A 19,556-nucleotide genomic window follows, 5' to 3' on the forward strand; every position below is an offset into this window, starting at 1 on the left:
CGGCGTGACCGTTGAGCAGATCCTAGATTGCGACACCGAGACCGTCCAAGACATAATCTGCAGCACTTGAGTCCCTATAGGTCTGACATGATCGACATCCGCCAATTGCGCTACTTCGTTGTAGTCGCCGAGGAAGAACACGTCGGCCGCGCCGCCGAACGGCTGCATATTTCCCAGTCGCCGCTGAGCCGGCAGATCGCCCAGCTCGAAGAACGCCTGGGCCTGACGCTGTTCGAGCGCAGTCAGCAACGCATTCGCCTGACCCGTGATGGCCAGACCTTCCTCGCCGAAACCCGCGCCCTGCTCACCCACGCCAATCGCCTGGAATCCCTCGGCAAACGCCTGGGTCGTGGCGAAGAAGGCGGTTTGTGCATCGGCTATATCGAAAATGCTATGCACGCCGGCGTCTTGCCCAATGCCTTGCGCGTGTTACGCGCGGATCGTCCCAACGTACACGTCGCGTTGTACAACCTCAGCTCCGCCGAGCAATTGGAGGGCTTGCGACAGCGTAGTCTCGATATCGCGTTGGTGAGCGAGCCGCCGACCGATGACGATCCGGATCTGCTGAGTTTCCAGGTGCTCGATGACCCGATGCTGCTGGCGTTGCCGGAGCAGCATCGTTTGGCGCAGCAAGCGGCGTTGAGTCCCGAGGATCTGGCCAATCAGGAATGGATCGGCGTGCAGCCGCGTCAGGATGCCAAAGATGAGTTTGCCAGCGCCTGCATTCGCGCCGGCTTCACCCCGGATGTGCGCATGCAGGCGACCGAACCGTTTACCGCGCTGGGTCTGGTGGCGTCGGGGCTGGGGATTGCGATGATTCAAAAAGGCCTGAGCCATAACGCACCGCCGGGTGTGGTGCTGCGCGAACTGCCGTGGCTGACGTTGACCACGCCGTTGTGGGCGGCGTGGCACCGGATCAATCTGCGGCCATTGGTGGAAACCTTCAGGAAAGTCCTGACTGACGGTGAGATAGCCGCTGACTGACAGGGCCTCTTCGCGAGCCTGCTCGCGAAGGGGCCGGCACATCCAACATCGAATGTGACTGACCCAAAGCCTTCGCGAGCAGGCTCGCTCCCACAGGTTTTGCGGTGGATCTACACTCATCAGATCAGCATCCAGCCGTGAGTTGACCATGAGAATGTCCGCACAAATGACCGTCGTCGCGGTACTCGCTACCCTCGCCTACCTCGGCCTGGCGGTGTGGGGCATTGGTGGTGTGGCGATGTTCTTTTCCCACGGTTCGCTGGTGATCGTCGCATTGGCGACGGTGGCGATGGTGATTGCTTCGCTGTTCAGTGAGGTCAACCTGAGCACTGGCGAGCGCGAAGACCGCGCCAATCGCTGGGTGATTCCGGCGTTCGGTGTGATCGGGCTGCTCAGTGGTTTTCTGCCGGCTTACTGCGACCGGGTGAATTTCTGGACGCTGGGCGGTGAAGGCGTGCGCTGGCTCGGCGCATTGCTGTTTATCGTCGGCGGCGTGCTGCGGTTGTGGCCGGTGTTTGTGCTGGGACGGCGTTTCAGCGGACTGGTGGCGATTCAACCGGGGCATCGGTTAGTCACCGATGGCATTTATCAACGGCTGCGCAATCCGAGTTATCTGGGGTTGTTGATCAATGCCGTGGGCTGGGCATTGGCGTTTCGTTCGGTGGTCGGGTTGATGCTGGCGGCGCTGACGTTGATCCCGTTGATTGCCCGGATTCACTCGGAAGAAGCCCTGCTGCGGGCGCAGTTTGGCACGGAGTACGACGCTTATTGCGCACGGAGCTGGCGGTTGGTGCCGGGGGTTTACTGACCACAGGGCAACACTTAACCCTGTGGGAGCTGGCTTGCCAGCGATAGCGGTAGTTCAGTCAAATTTATAGTGACTGACAGGGCCTCATCGCTGGCAAGCCAGCTCCCACAGGGACTGTGTTGTGTCAGTTTTTTTGCAGGTGAAGTTTGCCGTCGTTGTCGACCTTGACCTGCACCGCAGCATAACTGGCCAGCGTCGCATGGGCCGTTTCCAGCGGATGCTGATGCGTCGTGGTGATGATCATCAGCGGTGCACCGGCCGCTTCGGCAGCCTGAATACCGACGGTGGCGTCTTCAAAGATCAGGCAATCATGCGGCTCCAGGCCCAGTCGTTGGGCCGCCAGTAAATAGCCGGCCGGGTCGGGTTTACCCGCTTTGACGTCCTCAGCGGTAATCATCACCGCAGGCGTTGGAATCCCCGCCGCCGCCATGCGCCGCAACGCCAGATCCCGTGGCGCCGACGTCACCATCGCCCAGCGATCTTTGGGCAGGCTATTGAGAAATCTCGCCGCGCCGGGTATCTCGACAATGCCTTCGACGTCTTCGATTTCCGCCTCGGTGATGAACGCCGCTTGCGCCTCGGCATCCACCCCCGGCAGGTTCAGCCGGGTGATGGTGTCGATCGCGCGCACACCATGAATGGTCGGCAAAAACGTTTCCACATCGACGCCATGGCGCACGGCCCAGGCTGCCCAGATCCGCTCGGCGGCGGCGATGGAGTTAAGGACGGTGCCGTCCATGTCGAACAGAAACGCGCCGAACGCGCGATCGAAGACGTTATCGTGAGCAGACAAAAGATCGCATCCTTTGACAAGACTGGGCGGATTGGCCGGGCAATGTAGCATTTTTGCCCGGCGATTCGTCCCGGCATCTCAGTGCAGGCGCGGAGCCTTGGACTTGAACGCGCTATCCACGCAGTCGAGTAACTGGCCGATGGCCCACGGCTTCTTGATGAACGCCACCGGGTGTTTGACCCCCGACGTCTCCGGGGTTTCATAGCCGGACATGACCATGACCGGCTTGTCCGGCCAGCGTTCGCCGACCAGATTGGCCAACCCGGCGCCATTGATTTCGCCGGGCATGGTGATGTCGGTCAGCAGCAAGGCCACTTCCGGCGCGTGCTCTTCCAGATACAGCTTGGCGTCATCCGCGCTGGTACGTGGCTCGACTTTGAAACCTTCCTCCTGAAGAATTTCGCAGAGAAACTCCAGAATCAACGGATCATCCTCAACCACCAGAATCAATCCGTCAGGAAGGTGCGCGCTCGCCGTAGGTATTGGGCACATGGAACTGCACTCCCTGAATTGCATTAACGATTTAGCGGCTTGAATCCGCTGCTTAACTGGTATGAGCAGCGGGCTCTGCAGAAATTCACTTTTGATACAGGTCTTTTGCGAAACGGCGTTTTTGCCCGTCAGCGGCAATCGTTCGCGACGGTGTATTTGTGGTTAAAATGCCGGCCCTTTTGCTTGCCGATTCTGACCGATGAACCCTGAAGCCCTCGCCACCCTCCACGCCCATCTGCTGCCGGCCCTCGCGGCTGCACCGAGCGAAACCCGTCGCCTGTTCCACGGGCGCGGTCGCTGCTGGGCCGGGCTGGAGCAGTTGACCGTGGACTGGCTGCAAGGCGTGGTGCTGGTGTCGCTGTTCAAGGAACCGGCGCCTGAGCAACTGGACAATCTCAAAGCGTTGCTGCTGGGTCTCACAGATTCCGCCGAATGGAAACAGTCTGGCGCGCACACGTTGCTGATCCAGCATCGCTACTTGCCACAGAGCACTGCCGAATGGTTGCTGGGCGATGAAATCGAAGAAATGAGCATCGTCGAGGGCGGCTTGCAGTACCGCGTCGACCTGGGGCGCAAACAGAACGCCGGGCTGTTTCTCGACATGCGTTACGGGCGCAACTGGGTGCGCGAGCAGGCCAACGGCAAACGTGTGCTCAATCTGTTTGCCTACACCTGCGGTTTTTCCGTGGCGGCTATCGAGGGCGGCGCCAGTCATGTGGTCAACCTGGACATGTCCCGCGCGGCCCTGAGCCGTGGCCGCGACAATCATCGCTTGAACGGCCATGATCTGAGCAAAGTCAGTTTCCTCGGCCACGACCTGTTCAAGTCGTGGGGCAAGGTGATCAACAGCGGCCCGTATGACTTGGTGATCATCGACCCGCCGTCGTTCCAGAAAGGCAGCTTCCTGCTGACCAAGGATTACCAGCGCGTGCTGCGCCGCTTGCCGGAATTGCTCACGGCGCAAGGCACAGTGCTGGCGTGCATGAACGACCCGGCATTCGGTTCGGACTTTCTGATTGATGGCGTGACTCAGGAAGCACCGAGTCTGCGCTTTGTAGAGCGACTGGAGAATCCGCCGGAGTTTCCGGACATTGATCCTGAAAGCGGTCTCAAGGCCCTGATCTTCCAGCGCACTATCTGACACCCCGAAGATCCCTTGTAGGAGTGAGCCTGCTCGCGATAGCGGTCTATCAGTCAAATAGGTGATATCTGACACACCGCTATCGCGAGCAGGCTCACTCCTACAGGGGGATTGTGTTGGGTCAGGGAGTTGGTGGGCGCAGCACCAGCGCAAACAACTCTCCATGCCCGGTGACATTGAGCTTGTGATAAAGATTGCGCCGATGCACCTTGACCGTCTCCGGCGAAATGCCCATCTGCTGGGCCATTGCCTTGCTGGAGAAGCCCTGCAAAATCAGCCGCGCCGTATCGACCTCACGCACCGTCAGCCGCGCGTCGAAGCGGTCAAGCAACGTTGCCAGATCACCGACTGGCGTTTCCGCCACCGCGCCCTGCGGCGGCAACAACTGCACATGCCGACGCATCGCCGCCAGCACCCAATCGCGCACGCACAGCAACCTGCCTTGCTCGGCCATGTCGAACGGCGTCGAACGGCCCAATGACAAGCCGAGCACGCCGCCCTCGACGTTGATCATGAACTGCAACTCGTCCTCGCCCACCACCGAACGAAAGTAGCTCAGGTAATACTCGCTGTGCAGAAACTGGTCCGGCGCCACCGAGGCGAGGCTGTGCAAGCCGTCGGCAATACCGGTCGAGGCGGTTTGATAGAACGGATCGAGCAGGTACATCCCGGCGCTGTAACCGGCCAGTTCTTCCTGCTCGTCGGCGCGGCCCTTGCTGTCGAAGTCGATCAGCAATTGCGGCGCCTGCCCGGCTTTCATCAACGCCACCAGCGCGTTGTCCAGCGGCACCAGCAGCCGCAACGTGTCCACCAGCGCACGCCAGAAACCGTCCTGACCGACACCGGCAAATACCCGCGCCAGGCTCTGATGCACTGGCAGTTCCTGCAGCAACGCGTCCACGCACTACCCCTTTTGAGTAACCCATGATGGGAATGGGTCAGGCGTGACCGGCCCGATAGGCTGACCACTCCTGTTCATCACCGGCCTGCACAGGCCAGGAGTGCCGCATCATGCGTGGTCACCGTGGCTGTATCAACCTCAGCATTCAACTGGGCCTGCTGGCCGGTATTGGCGCCAGCTCGATCGCCATGGCCGCTGACGCGCCGAGCGTGCACGTCTACAACTGGTACGACTACATCGGCCCGAACACCCTCCACGACTTCCAGCGCGACAGCGGTATCCAGCCGGTCTACGACACCTTCGACAGTGCCGAAGTCCTCGAAGGCAAATTGATGACCAGTCGCAGCGGCTACGATGTGGTGGTGGCAAGCAACTTCAGCCTGCCGACGCTGATCAAGGCCGGCGCGCTGGCCCCGCTGCCACGCGAGCAACTGCCGGGCTGGAAGAATCTTGATGCCGATTTGTTGGCAAAACTGGCCAACAACGATCCCGGCAATCAATACGCCGTGCCGTATCTGTGGGGCACCAACGGCATCGGTTACAACGTCGACAAGGTGCGCGCAGCGCTAGGCGACAAGGCACCGGTGGATTCGTGGGATCTGGTGTTCAACGAAGCCAACCTCGCCAAACTCGGCCAGTGCGGCGTGGCGATGCTCGATTCGCCGTCGGAGATGCTGCCGGTCGCCCTGCACTATCTCGGCTTGCCCCCCAACAGCACCGATCCCGAAGACTATAAAAAAGCCGAAGCGCTACTGCTTAAACTGCGCCCGCACATCGCCTATTTCAACTCGTCGAAATTCATCAGCGACCTGTCCAACGGCAACATTTGCGTGGCGGTCGGTTGGTCCGGGGCGATGCTCGAGGCCAAGACCAATGCCGAGCAGGCCAACAACGGCGTGAAGATCGCCTACAGCCTGCCCAAGGAAGGCGCGCCGGTGTGGTTCGACACGTTGGTGCTGCTCAAGGACGCGCCGAATCGGCCCCAAGGGCTGGCGTTTATCGACTATCTGCTGCGCCCCGAAGTGATCGCGCCGGTCAGTGATCATCTGTCGTACCCCAATGGCAATCGCGCCGCGACAGCGCTGGTGGCCGCCGCCACGCGGGACAACCCGGCGGTTTATCCATCGGCCACGGCGATGGCCACGCTGTACACCCTTGAACCCCTGCCCAAAGCCACCGAACGGGTGCGCACGCGGGTGTGGAGCAAGGTCAAGAACGGCCAGTAACCCCTTTTGAACATTTCACCAAACCCTGTGGGAGCGAGCCTGCTCGCGAAAGCGGTGGGTCAGGCACTGATGTGTTGAAAGTGCCGACGCCTTCGCGAGCAGGCTCGCTCCCACAGGGGCGGTGAACAACCCTGCATTTTTTAGAGAGACAGAAATCAATGAAACCTCGTGCCCGTGACCTCAACATCCGCATCGGTCAACTGCATCCTGGCCCGCTCAACGCCATCACTGATGTACCCGGCGTACGCGTCGGCCACGGCAATGTGCGCGGACGCAGCAGCGCCGGACGGGATATCTGCACCGGCGTGACGCTGATCGAACCGCGTCCGGGTTCGACCAATCAGCAACCGTGTTTTGCTGGCGTGCATGTGCTCAACGGCAATGGTGACGCCACCGGGCTTGAATGGATTCGCGAGGCGGGTCTGCTGACCAGCCCGATTGCCTTCACCAACACCCACAGCCTCGGTGTGGTGCGCGATGCCTTGGTTGTCCTGGATCGTCAGCAGCAACCCGACGACGGCCGTCTCTACTGGAACATGCCAGTGGTGCTGGAAACCTTTGACGGCTTGCTCAACGATATCAACGGTTTTCACGTGCAGCCCGCGCATGTGGCTGAAGCCCTGAAAAATGCGGTCAACGGCCCAGTGGTGGAAGGCGCCGTCGGCGGTGGCAGCGGCATGATCTGCCATGAATTCAAGGGTGGCATCGGCACCTCGTCGCGGCGCTTGAGCGCTGCGCAGGGCGGCTGGACCGTCGGCGCGATCGTCCAGGCCAACCACGGCATTCGCAGCGAACTGCGGGTCGATGGCTACCCGGTCGGGCGCTACATGGAACAGAAAGATTCGCCGTTCTTGCGGGCATCGTTGCCACATCCGGGCATGGGTTCGATCGTCGTCTGTCTGGCCACAGATGCGCCGCTGTTGCCTCATCAATGCACGCGTCTGGCGCAGCGTGCGAGCCTCGGTCTGGCGCGCACCGGCGGCGGCAACGAGGATCATAGCGGCGACATCTTCATCGCCTTCGCCACCGGCAACGCTCATGTGCCACCGGCGGCGTACGAAGGCAAAGGCGCGCCGACCTGTGACGGCTTGCGCATGGTCAACAATGACCATATCAGCGAGTTGTTCCTGGCCGCGACCGAGGCGGTTGAGGAAGCGATCATCAACGCCTTGCTGGCCAGTGACAGCACCGAAGGCAACGGTCACTCGGTGCCGGGACTGGATGCCGAAACCCTGCTCGCTGCCCTCGAAAAATCAGGCTGGCCTGGCGCCCGCTGACAGCGCAAAAACACTGTAGGAGCTGCCGGAGGCTGCGATCTTTTGATTTTGCTTTTAAAAGACAAGATCAAAAGATCGCAGCCTTCGGCAGCTCCTACAGGGAGTCTGTGAGCATTCATGAAAGAGGCCAGCGTCTAGTTGCCCGGGCGACTGGCGGTACTTGAGCCGCCACTTGCACACTCCTACGATGGAATCACGCAGTAGCTCCGTTCTTCGAGCACTGCGTAGGCACGGGTGCTCTGAACCCCAATCAAGCCCGTGCCTTGCTTCATGCGCACCTTGAGCCTCACGGGCTCCACTTCCTCCCCATCAAAGAGCTTTGAGGCTCTTTTTTTGTCTGCGTAAATCAGCAGTCCGGCGGCGCGTCGGCGCAAATCGAGCGCCAGGCCGCTTGTGCCAGCAACTCGCGATAGTCCGCCGGGCTGCCCTTCACTCGTCCGGCCAACCAGGCGCGGCAGTAACTGTCGGCCTGGCCGATGATCAACGACGGCAACAGTTCGGCGGGGAGCGCCTTGAGTTCGGCAGCGCGTCCCGATTCGGCCAGCCAGTCGCGCAGACGCAGATTGCGGGTCTTGTTGCGCTCGGTCAGTTCGTCTTTGAACGGCCCTTTGGTCACGGCAAATCGTGCGTGGTACTGGAAGCGCGCCCACTGCGGTTGACGTTCGACCCAATCGACGTAGCTGAACACCAGCGCCTGCACACCTTCCTCGGTGGTTTTCGCAGCCTCCAGATAGGCATCGCGCAGGCGCGCCTGATCCTCCAGCGCGGTGAAAAACAATGCGGCGACCAAGCCCTCCTTGTTACCGAAATGGTGATAGATCGCCCCGACGCTGGTGTCGCACTCGGCGCGAATCATGTCGATGGTGGTGGCCTCGATCCCCTGTTCATTGAACAGGCTCAGCGCCTTGCGAAAGATATCGCGCTTGAGTTCGGCGCGACGGCCGGGGTAACTGCGTTCCAGTAGATCTGCGGTGTCCATGCGGCTGACTGCCTGAAAATCGGATTGAAAGGCACACGTCGTGCCCATGAAAAAAACACGCACAGGTTGACAGATTTCCCGCAGACCGAATACCGTTCCGTTACAGAATATTATTCTGCAACGGAACATCATTCTGCAAATTCACTTTTCGCGAGGCGTTTCCATGAGTCAGTTTCTCAGCATGTTCAACAGCGCAGGTCCGCAAGCCTTCAGCCAGATGGCCTGCCAGGTCGCGCCGTACTTCAGCACCATCAACCCGCTGGTGACCGAGTTGCGCGCCAATGCGGCGACGGTGCAAGTGCCGTTCCGTCGAGAGATCACCAATCACCTCGGCACCGTGCATGCCATTGCCATGTGCAACGCCGCAGAACTCGCCGCCGGGATGATGACCGATGTATCGATCCCGGCCGGCGCACGCTGGATCCCCAAAGGCATGACCGTGGAGTACCTGGCCAAGGCGAAAACCGATGTGACGGCAGTGGCCAGTGGTGAAGGTGTGGATTGGCAAAGCGAGGGCGACAAGATCGTCACCGTGGATATTCGCGACACCGAGGGCAAGCACGTGTTCACGGCGCGGATCACCATGAACGTCAAACTCGGCTGAATGACGCGCACAAAAAAGCCCTTGCTGTGCGATTCACAGCAAGGGCTTTTTCGCCGAAGCGAGGTCAGTGCACGGTCAGGCGCTGGCGGACAAACTCCTCGACATGGCGAGTGGTCTGATCGAGGTGCCGGTCGCGCTGTTTCTCGGCATCGAGCATCGCCCGTTTGCCATTTTTCTGCAGCAGGTAGGTGTGGATCTGCTGCACTTCCAGCGAGCGGTAAATCGGCGTGGTGTCGATAAATCCGCGCAAGCCATTGCTGCGGTAATGCCGGGTGCTCATCAACACCTGGGTTTCACGCTGGCCAATCACCTCAAAGCCCAACGCTTCGAAGTACGGGACTTTGCCGATCGTGCAGGCCAGCTCCGCATGGGGATAACGCCCGACCATCTCACCGATCATCGCCCGCGCCACGCCCTGGCGCCGATGCCCTTCGCGCACCGCCATGTAGGCCACGCTGCAGGCTTCCCAGTCGCCCTGCACCGGCAGGTACAACAGAAAACCGATCACTTGCTCCGGATCATCCTCGTCGGTGGCCACCAGCAACTCCACGTCGATACCCTTCTCGCCATTCAACGCTTCGAGATACAGATGCACCTCATAGCCAACTGCGTACTGATAGACGTTGTACAGCAGGTTGCTCGGGCCGAGGCCGACCGCGCTGATGTCGGTCAGGTAGTCGACGACCATCTGCAGGATCTGGCTGTTGACGGCCTCGGGGCATGGGGATTTGTAGTGGGTGATGCGTGGCATGACGAACTCCGACGGTAAAAAGCGTTGCCGACCGCCGCAGCGGTCGACGAGCCGCGACATCATACCGTGACGCACACGCTCGACGTCTAAAGTTCCTGTTCCGAGCGCCGATGTAACGGTCTCCTACAAATGTCACCACCAGGGATCGGCCATGTACTACCCGCGCGAAGCTGCCAAGGATCACCTTTACAACCGTATCGTCATGCTGACCGTTGCTTGCTGCGTGGTTTTGCTGCTCGCTGCAATGGCGCACAAGTCGGGCATGCTTTATGGGGCGCTGAGTTTCAACGGTGTGGAAACCCGCGGCAGCGTCACGGCACTGGAAAAGATTCCAATGAACGCCAATGGCAAGGTCATTCACTATCAATACACCGATGCCCAAGGCCAGACCCATGAAGGGCAACACGCCGACGAACGCTACGTCGAGCATACCCAATATGAAGTCGACGGCCCCATCACCCTGCTGGTGTCGCCGTGGATGCCGGATAAAAGCTGTATCGCCAGCCAGTTGCAGAGTTACCGTACGAGCTTCTACATCATGACCGGCGGTGTGTTGCTCGCACTGCTGTTTCTGCTGATCTCGGGCAGGACGTTCTGGCAGATTCAGGCAATGAAAGAACAAGACCGGTTTTATTGAGTCCAGCCTCACAGGCAACAACCATCACGCGCGCCGGGCGTCTTGCTGCGGCGCCATCCTGACGTTCTCGCATCGCCCTCCCTGAAAAAAATTTCATCCACCTCAGACGGGATCTTTCGCAAATCAGGCATCCAATTCTGCAGCTGCGTTCACTTTTCAACGCAGGCCTTGAGGAGTTGTCATGAGCGTTTTGCGTTCCCTGTCCAAATGGCGAAAAACCCTGCTGCTGGTGTCGTTGACGCTGGCGGCGCTGAGCAGTGCCCCGGTGTTTGCGCAACCGGTGGTGATCGTCCAGCAAGCTCCACCGCCGATGCGCATGGAAGTGATGCCCGGCGCACGTCCCGGTTATGTCTGGGATCAAGGTCATTGGCGCTGGCAAGGACGCGGTTACGTGTGGATACCCGGCCACTGGCAACCGGTGAGGTACGGCGCGCGCTGGAAACCCGGGCACTGGCAGGCACGCGGACCAAACTGGTTCTGGGTCGAGGGGCATTGGGTGCGATGAATGCGCGACAGCCTGACCATCACTTCTTGCGAGAACACCTCCATGTCGAAGACCGTTAAAGCATTGCTGGCCGCCACGCTGGTGGCCGTTACGTTGTCCGGTTGCGTCGTCGAGCCGGCCCGTCCGCATCGGCCTCCGCCGCTGGTCGAAGTCGTTCCGGTGATGCCGGCGCCGGGTTATCACTGGGTTGCCGGGCACTATCGCTGGGGCGGCAACCAATGGCGCTGGGTGCCGGGGCACTGGCGGGCCTATTGATTGCAACGGCGGGCGTCACTGCTGTGGCGCCACCACTTTGAATTTGATGGCGATGTCCTTGGACACCACGGTGTCCGCCCACTCCCCCGCGCCGAGGCCGAACTCGTCACGGTTGAGCACCAGCTCACCGTCGAAAACGCCGATGGCGTTGTCCGGTTTCAATTCCACCGGTACCTGAACCTCACGGGTGATGCCTTTGAGGGTGAGCTGGCCGTAGATCAAGTAAAGATTTTTGATTTTTGGATCTTGGGTAAAACGCTTGGATTCGAACACCGCCACGGGGAATTTTTCAGTGTCGAACCACGCCGGTTTCACCAGTTCGGTGTTGGCGTCTTCGCTGCCGGCATCAATGCTGGTGAGGTCGATATGCAACGAGGTGTGGGCGTCGGCGAGGTTGTCGGTGTCAAAGTCCAGCGTCGCCTCGAACTTGCCGAAGGTGCCGTAAACCCGCGAGCCCATCTGGTTGTAGGTGAAGCTGATCTGGCTGGCGGTGGTGTTGACCCGCGTGTATTCGTCAGCCTGCGCGGCACAGACGACGCACAGCGAACTCGCGGCAGCCAGCAGTATTCGGATCGACATCGGATTCTCCAGGCGGGGCTTGCCGTCGAGGGCCTCGATTGAATTAAGCAAACATCCGACTGTTACGCCAGCGCCTACACCAGCCGCTCGATCTTCTGATGCTGCCAGACCAGTTTGTAATAAAGGGTCTGCAACACCAGCATGCCCAGATAGGCCACCGGAAACGCCATCCACACGCCCTGCAAACCATATTGGCCGTCCAGCCAGTACGCCGCCGGCAGTTGCACACCGACAACGCAAATGATCGCAATGATCACCGGCACCAACACTGTGCCGCTGGCGCGCATGATCCCGCCGATGATGGCCTGGAAGCCAAAGACCAACAGGCTCCACAGCATGATGTGCAGCAGATGCTCAGCCATTGCCCGGGTCGAATCCTCGGTCAGGAACAGCCCCAGCAGCCAGTGCGACAACAGGTAGCCGAGCACGATCAAGCCGCCGGTCAGGCACACGTTGATCAACAGCCCGGTGCGCAGAATCGGCCCCATGCGCTCCAGTCGCCCGGCGCCGATGGCCTGTGCACCGAGAATCGACGCGGTGATCGCAATCGACAACGCCGGGAACTGCACATAATTGACGATCTGCGTCACTGCGCCATACGCCGCCGTCGCTTGCGAGCCGTGCTGGTTGACCAGCGCCAGAATCACCAGCTCCGACAGCGACAGCACAATCATCTGCACGCCGGTCGGCAGGCCGATGCGCAAGACCTTGCCGAGAATCGCCCCGTCAAGGCGCAGCGCGGTGAAGAACTCCCGATCCGGCGCCAACGGGTGCCCCTTGCGAATCAGGCGCCACGCCAGCCACGCCATCGCCGCCAGGTTACCGGCCAGCCCGGCGTACGCCGCACTCTGAATACCCAATTGCGGCAAGCCGAACCAGCCGCGAATCAGCGCCGGGGTCAAGGCCAGCCCGACGCAGGTCGAGACCATCAGCGCCAGCAACGGCGACAGCGTATCGCTGACCCCGCGCAACAGCTGGGTGAACAACACAAACACCAGCAGCGACGGCAAGATCCACATCATCACATGGGCATACGCCACCGCATCGTCGAGCACATCCGCCGGCGTCCCCAGCCCCGCCAGCGCCTGCCGCGCGAACACGCTGCCCAACACCGCCGCCACCAGACCGATCAACACCCCGAGCAGCAGCGTTGCCCCGGCAATCGCCTTGACCATGTGCGGCTCACGCGCGCCCCACGCCTGACCGATCAACACACCGGCGCCCGCGCCGAGGCCGATCACCAGTGCGATAAAGAAGAACACGATGGGAAACATCCCCGACACCGCCGCCAACGCCTGGGTGCCGAGCATCTGGCCGATGTAGATGCTGTTGACCGTGCCCGACATCGATTGCAGAAAGTTGGACAGCACCATCGGCGCGAGGAACAGCAGGTAGGTGTGCCAGAGTGGGCGTTGGGCGACGGCTTGCATTGAATAGAGGTCCATCTCGACGGCGGGAGGGCTGATGGAGGATAGCTTCGGTGAGTTGCACGCGGGGCGCAATTAACATTTCAATTGGGTGTTTATGACCGGTGACCGCGCCTGTGTAACGGACACGGTTCTGTAGGTGCAAGTTCAGAGCTGTGGTAAACAACTGCCCACTTTCACTTCTCTCATTGAGGCTCTGTTCATGCCGCGCTTTGCCCATCTGCTGACCGCCACCCTCCTCGCCGTGCTCACCACCAGCGCTCACGCCGCCGCGCCCGCCGAAACGTTGAAGCCGTTGCTGGAAACACTCAACGAACGCCTGAACATTGGCGACCTCGTCGCGCTGACCAAATGGGACAGCGGCAAGCCAATTCAGGACAGCCCTCGTGAGGCGCAGGTCATCGCCAACGCGCGAACGCTGGCCACCGAGCGCCAGCTCGACGCGGAAGACGTGGCGCAACTGATCGCCGCGCAAATGGAGGCGAATAAACTGGTGCAGTACGGTTTGCTCGCACAATGGCAAGCGTCCGGCGCCGCGCCGGACACCCCGCGCCCCGACCTGGGAAAACAGATTCGCCCGCGTCTGGATGAACTGCAAACCCGCCTGCTGCAGCAATACGCCGATTTCGCGCCGTATCGCCATGATGCGAATTGCCCGGCGTGGCTGGCCAAGGCGCGCAGCGGCCTGACCCACGACGCGCTGCATGAACTGGCCCTGACACGGGCGACCGGTGAGTTGTGTGTGCGGGCGGCGAACTCGCGCTGAGAAACGGCCAGATCAAAAGATCGCAGCCTGCGGCAGCTCCTACAAGGGATTGGTGAACCATCATTGCGGTCGATGTTCACCATCACGGCAATGAAGTTCTCATAAAAATTCCACGGCGTAACATCAGCTCCATACCAACCAACAACACCCCGGAGCACACGATCATGAAACGCCAGACCCTTCTCAGCATCGCTTTCTCGGTTTTCGCCATTAACGCTTTTGCCGCCACCCCGGCACACACCCAAGTCGCAGAAGGCGGCTCGGACAAGTTGATTGAAAGTCGTGTTGCTGAGGGCGGTTCTGATCGCCTGATCGAACGTCGTGTTGCTGAAGGTGGCGCTGATCGCCTGATCGAACGCCGTGTTGCTGAAGGTGGCGCTGATCGCCTGATCGAACGTCGTGTTGCTGAAGGTGGCGCTGATCGCCTGATCGAACGTCGTGTTGCTGAAGGTGGCGCTGATCGCCTGATCGAACGTCGTGTTGCTGAAGGTGGCGCTGATCGCCTGATCGAACGTCGTGTTGCTGAAGGTGGCGCTGATCGCCTGATCGAACGCCGCGTCGCATAACTCTGCGGCTTCATCGCAATCACAATGAAAGCCCGGCCTGATCAGCCGGGCTTTTTCACGTCCGGCGCCATCCATCTCCCGACTGGCCACCCACCGCCCATTGCGCATACCATGCGGCCACAACTCCAAAACAGACCTCGACTGCCCATGCTCAAAGCCAGTCTGCGTAGCCACCTCACCCTTTGGTTTGCCGGTTTATCCCTGCTGACGCTGCTGAGCGTGGGCTTCTATGTCGGCCATATCGCCACGGAACAAATGAAGCAAGCCAGCGGCAATGCGTTGCTCAACACCGCGCGCTCGGCCGCATCGTTGTTGGGTGAACGACTGCGCGAACGCCAGTTGGAGGTGTATCTGCTCAGCCGTGCGCCGCATCTGGAGCGTGGTGATCTGGATAACCCGGCGATTCTGAAATCGATGCAACTGCGCACCCAGGCCCGCACCGAGTATGCGTGGATGGGCGTCACCGATGCCGAGGGCAAGGTGCATCAGGCGGTGAACGACTTGCTGGTCGGCCAATCGGTGCAGCAACGGCCCTGGTTCCAGGCCGGGTTGCGCGGCGAGTACACCGGCGATCCTCATGAGGCGGTGTTGCTGGCGAAAATGCTGCCGGCCCTGCCGAACGGTGAACCGCTGCGCTTCATCGATTTCGCCGCACCGATCCGCAACGCAGACGGCCAGGTGATTGGTGTTCTTGGCGCCCACGCACACTGGAGCTGGGTGACGCGCATTGTTGAGTCGGCGGCGCTTTCGCATAAAAACTCAACGCCGGATATCGAAGCGTTGATCATCGATCACGATGGCAAAGTGCTCTACCCGGAAGCGCTGATGGGTCAGCAACTGGCAATTGACACCAAAAGGCAAGGCTGGACGGCGGGCAACGGATTCCTCACCAGCGTGGTCATCGTACCGACGCCATCGAGTACGGTGCTGTCATGGTCGATTGCCGTGCGCCAGCCATTGGAAACCGCACTGCAACCGGCGCGCCTGCTGATGTACAAATTGCTGATTCTGGGTGTGGTCGCGGCGGTGCTGTTCGGCTTGGTGGCTTACTACCTGGCGCTGTACCTGAGCCGACCGATCGAACAGCTCGCGCGCTCGGCGCGGCAGGTGCAAAACCAACAACCCGGTGCGCAATTCCCGCTGCAGCACCCGGTGCTGGAAATTGCCCAGCTCGGCCAGTCCATTGATGCCATGACGCAATCGCTGCTCGGCAAAGAGCGCGAGCTGCAAGAGGCCAATGCCTCGCTGGAAGCAACCGTCGCGCAACGCACCGCTGCGCTGACGCAGGCCAATGCCGAATTGCTCAGCTTGGCGACCCACGACAGTTTGTCCGGCGTTTACAACCGTCGCCGTTTCGACGAGAAACTCACCGAATACACACTGCTGTTCCGCCGCACCGGACGTCCGTTCTCCCTGCTGCTGATCGATGCCGATCACTTCAAGCGCATCAATGATTCCCACGGCCACGCAGTGGGTGATGATGTGCTGCAACAATTGGCGCAGTTGATTCAGAGCAGCTTGCGCACCACCGATTTCGTCGCCCGTTACGGCGGCGAAGAGTTCGCTGTGCTGTTGCCGGAAATCGCCAAACCCGACACTCCGGAAGTCGTCGCCGAGAAGATCCGCGTGGCGGTCGCCGAAGCTCACTTCCCGGTGATCGGGCAAGTGACGGTCAGCATCGGCATCGGCCTGGCGGACCCGGCCGATAACAACCACAACGCACTGATCAAACGCGCCGATCAGCAGTTGTATCAGGCCAAGGCGGCAGGTCGTAATCAGGTGGCGTGATCAGCCCTTCTTCACTTCGCAAATCCCGTTGGCCCGGTTCTTCCCGGTGTACGACACCGCAGGCGAACCGTCGGGATTGATGCTCAGGGAAATGGTCACGCCCGCGCCTTTGGCTTCGAAGTAGTTCTCATTGAACTTCTTCAACTGGCCTTCCTTGCCATTGATGTAGATCGGCCCGCCTTCATCGGCGTGCACTTCGATCTTGCCCGGGCACGTCGCGTTGAGCATAGGGATGCCGGCATGGGCGATTGCGCTGACAAGCAACAGCGGGGCTGCCAGTAGCAGAGATTTCATGGTGAGCTCCTTGAGTGCAACGGTGTGCCGGACGATAGGGAAATACCGCACAAGTACCCTATCGACCCGTGACCGACCGCAGCGTTCCGCGAACACGATCGCCTTGTGCCGATTACTGTTTCAAGTGATCGACCAGCTTGTTGACCACCAGATCGGACACATGGCTGAACGCTTTGCGCAACGCCTCGGGATCCGTGGCGTACTGCTCCGGTGTATAGGCGATGGTGTTGGCATCGTTGGATACAGAGATCGTGTCGAAATTACGCCATACCGCTGAGCCGTTGCGCTTGATTTGCGCCGTGGCACCGATGACGGGATACAACACGGTGCTGAAGTTCTTCAGGCAGAGGCCCCATTGCGAGACCAGAATTTCGACCTCGGCATCGGCTCGCTCACCCTCGCCCACCACGGTAAACAGATGCTCCTGCTGTACGCGTTTTTCGAAGCTTTGCCGGATCAACTGGCTCAGGTCGATGCCATTGGCCTTCATGTTGTTGCGAATCGCCAGAGTGATATCGCCGGTGGCCACGTCCGCCGCTTTCGTCCCTGCCACAGAGCCCGCCCCCGTTAACGCACCGGCGCCAGAAGTCGAAGCACCTGAGGCCATACCTGCCGCTGCGCCGGCTCCAGCACCCAGGCCGGCGCCCCAGGCCTGCGTCATGCTGGTGTATTGAAAGTTATCGACGGCAACAAACACCGGCAGCACTTTCACGGTTTTGATCTGCTGGCGGTCTTCAACGCTGAGATCTTTGGTCACGCAACCCGTCAGCAAAACGAGGGCAGCAACAGCGACGAGTAGCTTTTTCATGTCATTTTTCAATCAGGGACTTGGGTGTCCGGCATATCGCCCGAACACCGCAATACTTGAGTCGCGAAGAAGACGTGGTGGTGACGGTCATGACCCTGGCGGCGGAATCAATCGAGCGTGATGGAGGGGGTGCCACAGAGAGCATCAACCGACATCGCTGCACCTCAAAAACACGCACGCCCTGTAGGAGCTGCCGTTATTGCGTGAAGGTCTGGAGGTACGCCAGCAAATTGTCGAGTTTTTCTTCGTCGCTCAAGCCCCAGAAAATCATCCGCGTACCGGGCACCACGCCTTTCGGATCCTTCAGATAGGCGACCAGCGTTTCGCGATCCCAGGTCACTCCCGAGTTCTTCATCGCATCTGAATACACGTAATTCGCTGACGTACCGGCGGGCCGACCGATGATGCCATTGAGTTGCGGACCGAATCCGGGGCGGGCCGATTCGCCGACCTGATGGCAGCCGCCGCACAGACGCGGAAAAATTTTCGCGCCGGCTTCGGGGTCGCCTGCGGCGAGGGTGAACGTACTGGACAGGCCAGTGGCGAGCATCAGGGCGAGTGACAGTGCAGCGGTGTTTTTCATCGAGAGTTCCGGATCGGTCTGCATCGGGCGACGCAAGGGTAGCATTATGTTTTTACAGGTAAGCGCCAATGATCTTTCTGACTTTGCTCAACGCCTGACGCAACACGTCCATCTCTACCGAGCCCAACGCCAAGCGAATCGCATGTGGCACATGACCCGCCACCGAAAACGGTTCAGCCGTGGTGACGGAAATCTGCTCGTGCATCAGCTCGACGACAATCTGATCGGCGCGCACGTCTTCCGGCAGCGGTAGCCACAGGAAATACGACGCCGGATGGCCAATGCTCGGCAGTCCTTTCAACACTTCGGTGGCCAGTGCCTGCCGCACCTTGGCGTCGTTGCGCTTCTGTTCCTCAAGCACCGTCACCGTGCCGTCGTCGAGCCAGCCACAGGCGATGGCAGTCATGACGCCTGGGGTGTTCCAGGTCGTGGCGCGGATGATGCGTTCCAGTGCTGGCACCACGTCGGTCGGGGCGGCGATGAAACCGACACGCAGGCCTGTGGCGATGTTTTTCGACAGGCCCGACACGTACACCGTGCGCTCCGGCGCCAGATCGATCAGCGTACGCGGTGGGTTTTCAACCAAAAAGGCGTAGGCCGCGTCTTCGATTATTGTCAGATCATGTCGCCGGGCAATAGCCACCAACTGCTCGCGCTGCGCCAGCGGCATCACCGAACCCAACGGGTTGTGCAACGTCGGCATGCTGTACACGGCGCGCACCGAGCGGCTGCGACAGAGTTTCTCCAGCGCGACGAGATCCGGCCCTTGATCACCGAGCGGAATGGCTACGACTTCCAGATGCAGCGCTTCGGCCAGCACCTTGAACCCGGAATAGGTCAGCGCGTCGGCGGCAATCACATCGCCGGGTTTGAGCAGCGCCATCAGCGTCACTGCGAGGCCTTGCTGGGCGCCGTTGACGATCAGCACTTGCTCGGCCTCGACCCTCACCCCGCGCGTCAGCAGGTGCCGCGCGACCGACGCGCGCTCGTGGCCGCGCCCGGCGTGCGGTTGATAACGCAGCAACGCCTCCAGATCGCCGGACAACGCCAATTGGCGCAGCGCAGTGCGCAACAAATCCGCCTGACCGGGCAACGACGGATAATTGAAATTGAGGTCGATCATGCCGACCGCCACTTGTTTCTGATCGATGCCCTGCCCCGGCGACAGCGAGGTTTCGCGGACAAACGTGCCGCGCCCGGTCTCGCCGCTGATCAGGCCCATGGCCTCCAGCTCCGCGTACACCCGCGAAGCCGTGACCAGCGCCAACCCTTCCTGAGCCGCCAATTGCCGATGGGTCGGCAACCGTGTACCTGGCGGCAACATCCCCGAGCGGATGTCCGCCGCGTAGGCGTCAACCAGTGTCTTGTAGCGCGAACGTGGCATGCCGGATG

23 protein-coding genes are annotated in these 19,556 nt (G+C 60.7%); 12 read left to right on the forward strand and 11 right to left on the reverse strand.

Annotation, left to right across the window (positions count from 1 at the left end):
• The first annotated feature begins 87 nt into the window (after positions 1-87).
• Together ACOYXH_RS14300 and ACOYXH_RS14305 are read left to right on the forward strand one after the other, a co-directional pair.
• On the forward strand, positions 88-984 hold the full coding sequence (locus tag ACOYXH_RS14300) for a LysR substrate-binding domain-containing protein (protein WP_220556462.1): 897 nt from the start codon (positions 88-90) through the stop codon (positions 982-984).
• Positions 985-1,132: 148 nt separating this feature from the next.
• Positions 1,133-1,792: a methyltransferase family protein gene (locus ACOYXH_RS14305; RefSeq protein WP_095124524.1), complete on the forward strand. Its 660-nt coding sequence runs from the start codon at positions 1,133-1,135 to the stop codon at positions 1,790-1,792.
• Positions 1,793-1,916: 124 nt separating this feature from the next.
• Here ACOYXH_RS14305 and ACOYXH_RS14310 read toward each other — a convergent pair whose 3' ends face one another.
• Positions 1,917-2,585, reverse strand: coding sequence for an HAD family hydrolase (locus ACOYXH_RS14310; RefSeq protein WP_095124523.1), 669 nt, complete (start codon positions 2,583-2,585; stop codon positions 1,917-1,919).
• A 78-nt stretch (positions 2,586-2,663) separates the two neighbouring features.
• A complete protein-coding gene (locus ACOYXH_RS14315; RefSeq protein ID WP_095048027.1) occupies positions 2,664-3,077 on the reverse strand; it encodes a response regulator in 414 nt (137 codons plus the stop codon).
• Positions 3,078-3,276: 199 nt separating this feature from the next.
• Here ACOYXH_RS14315 and ACOYXH_RS14320 point away from each other — a divergent pair, with 199 nt between their 5' ends.
• Positions 3,277-4,218, forward strand: a complete 942-nt coding sequence (locus ACOYXH_RS14320) for a class I SAM-dependent methyltransferase (protein WP_095124522.1) — start codon at positions 3,277-3,279, stop codon at positions 4,216-4,218.
• 121 nt (positions 4,219-4,339) lie between these two features.
• Here ACOYXH_RS14320 and ACOYXH_RS14325 read toward each other — a convergent pair whose 3' ends face one another.
• Positions 4,340-5,119, reverse strand: coding sequence for a helix-turn-helix transcriptional regulator (locus tag ACOYXH_RS14325; protein ID WP_460410842.1), 780 nt, complete (start codon positions 5,117-5,119; stop codon positions 4,340-4,342).
• Between the two features lie 110 nt (positions 5,120-5,229).
• On the opposite strand from ACOYXH_RS14325, the gene ACOYXH_RS14330 reads away from it, so the two are divergent.
• Positions 5,230-6,345 (forward strand): extracellular solute-binding protein, encoded by a 1,116-nt coding sequence (locus tag ACOYXH_RS14330; RefSeq protein ID WP_258708445.1) that lies wholly within the window; start codon positions 5,230-5,232, stop codon positions 6,343-6,345.
• A gap of 158 nt (positions 6,346-6,503) precedes the next feature.
• Complete coding sequence (locus ACOYXH_RS14335) at positions 6,504-7,622, forward strand: DmpA family aminopeptidase (RefSeq protein WP_460410843.1); 1,119 nt, start codon at positions 6,504-6,506, stop codon at positions 7,620-7,622.
• Positions 7,623-7,968: 346 nt separating this feature from the next.
• On the opposite strand, the gene ACOYXH_RS14340 is transcribed toward ACOYXH_RS14335, so the two are convergent.
• Positions 7,969-8,601: a TetR/AcrR family transcriptional regulator gene (locus ACOYXH_RS14340; RefSeq protein WP_007908165.1), complete on the reverse strand. Its 633-nt coding sequence runs from the start codon at positions 8,599-8,601 to the stop codon at positions 7,969-7,971.
• 163 nt (positions 8,602-8,764) lie between these two features.
• Here ACOYXH_RS14340 and ACOYXH_RS14345 point away from each other — a divergent pair, with 163 nt between their 5' ends.
• A complete protein-coding gene (locus ACOYXH_RS14345; protein WP_034156174.1) occupies positions 8,765-9,205 on the forward strand; it encodes a hotdog fold domain-containing protein in 441 nt (146 codons plus the stop codon).
• Between the two features lie 64 nt (positions 9,206-9,269).
• Here ACOYXH_RS14345 and ACOYXH_RS14350 read toward each other — a convergent pair whose 3' ends face one another.
• Complete coding sequence (locus tag ACOYXH_RS14350) at positions 9,270-9,956, reverse strand: GNAT family N-acetyltransferase (RefSeq protein WP_186625276.1); 687 nt, start codon at positions 9,954-9,956, stop codon at positions 9,270-9,272.
• A gap of 151 nt (positions 9,957-10,107) precedes the next feature.
• Here ACOYXH_RS14350 and ACOYXH_RS14355 point away from each other — a divergent pair, with 151 nt between their 5' ends.
• The 3 genes from ACOYXH_RS14355 (at position 10,108) to ACOYXH_RS14365 (ending at position 11,353) form a co-directional block, all read left to right on the forward strand.
• Positions 10,108-10,593, forward strand: coding sequence for a DUF3592 domain-containing protein (locus ACOYXH_RS14355; protein ID WP_093441138.1), 486 nt, complete (start codon positions 10,108-10,110; stop codon positions 10,591-10,593).
• A 181-nt stretch (positions 10,594-10,774) separates the two neighbouring features.
• Positions 10,775-11,098, forward strand: a complete 324-nt coding sequence (locus ACOYXH_RS14360) for a YXWGXW repeat-containing protein (protein WP_095048035.1) — start codon at positions 10,775-10,777, stop codon at positions 11,096-11,098.
• A gap of 42 nt (positions 11,099-11,140) precedes the next feature.
• A complete protein-coding gene (locus ACOYXH_RS14365; RefSeq protein WP_007908149.1) occupies positions 11,141-11,353 on the forward strand; it encodes a YXWGXW repeat-containing protein in 213 nt (70 codons plus the stop codon).
• A gap of 15 nt (positions 11,354-11,368) precedes the next feature.
• On the opposite strand, the gene ACOYXH_RS14370 is transcribed toward ACOYXH_RS14365, so the two are convergent.
• Both ACOYXH_RS14370 and ACOYXH_RS14375 read right to left on the reverse strand, forming a co-directional pair.
• Positions 11,369-11,932 carry a YceI family protein gene (locus ACOYXH_RS14370; RefSeq protein ID WP_095048036.1) on the reverse strand — a complete coding sequence of 188 codons (564 nt, stop codon included), beginning with the start codon at positions 11,930-11,932 and terminating at the stop codon, positions 11,369-11,371.
• Positions 11,933-12,006: 74 nt separating this feature from the next.
• Entirely contained in the window at positions 12,007-13,362 is a 1,356-nt protein-coding gene (locus ACOYXH_RS14375) for an MATE family efflux transporter (RefSeq protein ID WP_220556469.1), read from the reverse strand.
• 199 nt (positions 13,363-13,561) lie between these two features.
• On the opposite strand from ACOYXH_RS14375, the gene ACOYXH_RS14380 reads away from it, so the two are divergent.
• The 3 genes from ACOYXH_RS14380 (at position 13,562) to ACOYXH_RS14390 (ending at position 16,479) form a co-directional block, all read left to right on the forward strand.
• Positions 13,562-14,125 carry a chorismate mutase gene (locus ACOYXH_RS14380; RefSeq protein WP_095048038.1) on the forward strand — a complete coding sequence of 188 codons (564 nt, stop codon included), beginning with the start codon at positions 13,562-13,564 and terminating at the stop codon, positions 14,123-14,125.
• 164 nt (positions 14,126-14,289) lie between these two features.
• The gene (locus ACOYXH_RS14385) at positions 14,290-14,691 is read left to right on the forward strand and encodes a hypothetical protein (RefSeq protein WP_460410844.1); all 402 of its coding nucleotides are present in this window, start codon (positions 14,290-14,292) and stop codon (positions 14,689-14,691) included.
• Positions 14,692-14,838: 147 nt separating this feature from the next.
• On the forward strand, positions 14,839-16,479 hold the full coding sequence (locus ACOYXH_RS14390; RefSeq protein WP_460410845.1) for a sensor domain-containing diguanylate cyclase: 1,641 nt from the start codon (positions 14,839-14,841) through the stop codon (positions 16,477-16,479).
• On the opposite strand, the gene ACOYXH_RS14395 is transcribed toward ACOYXH_RS14390, so the two are convergent.
• From ACOYXH_RS14395 to ACOYXH_RS14410, 4 genes are all read right to left on the reverse strand, one after another.
• Complete coding sequence (locus ACOYXH_RS14395; RefSeq protein ID WP_095048041.1) at positions 16,480-16,773, reverse strand: hypothetical protein; 294 nt, start codon at positions 16,771-16,773, stop codon at positions 16,480-16,482.
• A gap of 112 nt (positions 16,774-16,885) precedes the next feature.
• Positions 16,886-17,581 carry a hypothetical protein gene (locus ACOYXH_RS14400; protein ID WP_093441166.1) on the reverse strand — a complete coding sequence of 232 codons (696 nt, stop codon included), beginning with the start codon at positions 17,579-17,581 and terminating at the stop codon, positions 16,886-16,888.
• 196 nt (positions 17,582-17,777) lie between these two features.
• On the reverse strand, positions 17,778-18,164 hold the full coding sequence (locus ACOYXH_RS14405; RefSeq protein ID WP_460410846.1) for a c-type cytochrome: 387 nt from the start codon (positions 18,162-18,164) through the stop codon (positions 17,778-17,780).
• 52 nt (positions 18,165-18,216) lie between these two features.
• Positions 18,217-19,548: an aminotransferase-like domain-containing protein gene (locus ACOYXH_RS14410; RefSeq protein WP_220558877.1), complete on the reverse strand. Its 1,332-nt coding sequence runs from the start codon at positions 19,546-19,548 to the stop codon at positions 18,217-18,219.
• Positions 19,549-19,556 lie beyond the last annotated feature (8 nt).

The sequence above is a fragment of the Pseudomonas sp. Mb7 genome, assembly GCF_054790525.1.

Excerpts from the sequence above, each read along its gene's own strand:
- ACOYXH_RS14300 (WP_220556462.1), top strand. The coding sequence starts at position 88 with ATGATCGACATCCGCCAATTGCGCTACTTCGTTGTAGTCGCCGAGGAA.
- ACOYXH_RS14305 (WP_095124524.1), top strand. The coding sequence starts at position 1,133 with ATGAGAATGTCCGCACAAATGACCGTCGTCGCGGTACTCGCTACCCTC.
- ACOYXH_RS14315 (WP_095048027.1), bottom strand. The coding sequence starts at position 3,077 with ATGTGCCCAATACCTACGGCGAGCGCGCACCTTCCTGACGGATTGATT.
- ACOYXH_RS14320 (WP_095124522.1), top strand. The coding sequence starts at position 3,277 with ATGAACCCTGAAGCCCTCGCCACCCTCCACGCCCATCTGCTGCCGGCC.
- ACOYXH_RS14330 (WP_258708445.1), top strand. The coding sequence starts at position 5,230 with ATGCGTGGTCACCGTGGCTGTATCAACCTCAGCATTCAACTGGGCCTG.
- ACOYXH_RS14335 (WP_460410843.1), top strand. The coding sequence starts at position 6,504 with ATGAAACCTCGTGCCCGTGACCTCAACATCCGCATCGGTCAACTGCAT.
- ACOYXH_RS14340 (WP_007908165.1), bottom strand. The coding sequence starts at position 8,601 with ATGGACACCGCAGATCTACTGGAACGCAGTTACCCCGGCCGTCGCGCC.
- ACOYXH_RS14345 (WP_034156174.1), top strand. The coding sequence starts at position 8,765 with ATGAGTCAGTTTCTCAGCATGTTCAACAGCGCAGGTCCGCAAGCCTTC.
- ACOYXH_RS14350 (WP_186625276.1), bottom strand. The coding sequence starts at position 9,956 with ATGCCACGCATCACCCACTACAAATCCCCATGCCCCGAGGCCGTCAAC.
- ACOYXH_RS14355 (WP_093441138.1), top strand. The coding sequence starts at position 10,108 with ATGTACTACCCGCGCGAAGCTGCCAAGGATCACCTTTACAACCGTATC.
- ACOYXH_RS14360 (WP_095048035.1), top strand. The coding sequence starts at position 10,775 with ATGAGCGTTTTGCGTTCCCTGTCCAAATGGCGAAAAACCCTGCTGCTG.
- ACOYXH_RS14365 (WP_007908149.1), top strand. The coding sequence starts at position 11,141 with ATGTCGAAGACCGTTAAAGCATTGCTGGCCGCCACGCTGGTGGCCGTT.
- ACOYXH_RS14370 (WP_095048036.1), bottom strand. The coding sequence starts at position 11,932 with ATGTCGATCCGAATACTGCTGGCTGCCGCGAGTTCGCTGTGCGTCGTC.
- ACOYXH_RS14375 (WP_220556469.1), bottom strand. The coding sequence starts at position 13,362 with ATGCAAGCCGTCGCCCAACGCCCACTCTGGCACACCTACCTGCTGTTC.
- ACOYXH_RS14380 (WP_095048038.1), top strand. The coding sequence starts at position 13,562 with ATGCCGCGCTTTGCCCATCTGCTGACCGCCACCCTCCTCGCCGTGCTC.
- ACOYXH_RS14385 (WP_460410844.1), top strand. The coding sequence starts at position 14,290 with ATGAAACGCCAGACCCTTCTCAGCATCGCTTTCTCGGTTTTCGCCATT.
- ACOYXH_RS14390 (WP_460410845.1), top strand. The coding sequence starts at position 14,839 with ATGCTCAAAGCCAGTCTGCGTAGCCACCTCACCCTTTGGTTTGCCGGT.
- ACOYXH_RS14395 (WP_095048041.1), bottom strand. The coding sequence starts at position 16,773 with ATGAAATCTCTGCTACTGGCAGCCCCGCTGTTGCTTGTCAGCGCAATC.
- ACOYXH_RS14400 (WP_093441166.1), bottom strand. The coding sequence starts at position 17,581 with ATGAAAAAGCTACTCGTCGCTGTTGCTGCCCTCGTTTTGCTGACGGGT.
- ACOYXH_RS14405 (WP_460410846.1), bottom strand. The coding sequence starts at position 18,164 with ATGAAAAACACCGCTGCACTGTCACTCGCCCTGATGCTCGCCACTGGC.
- ACOYXH_RS14410 (WP_220558877.1), bottom strand. The coding sequence starts at position 19,548 with ATGCCACGTTCGCGCTACAAGACACTGGTTGACGCCTACGCGGCGGAC.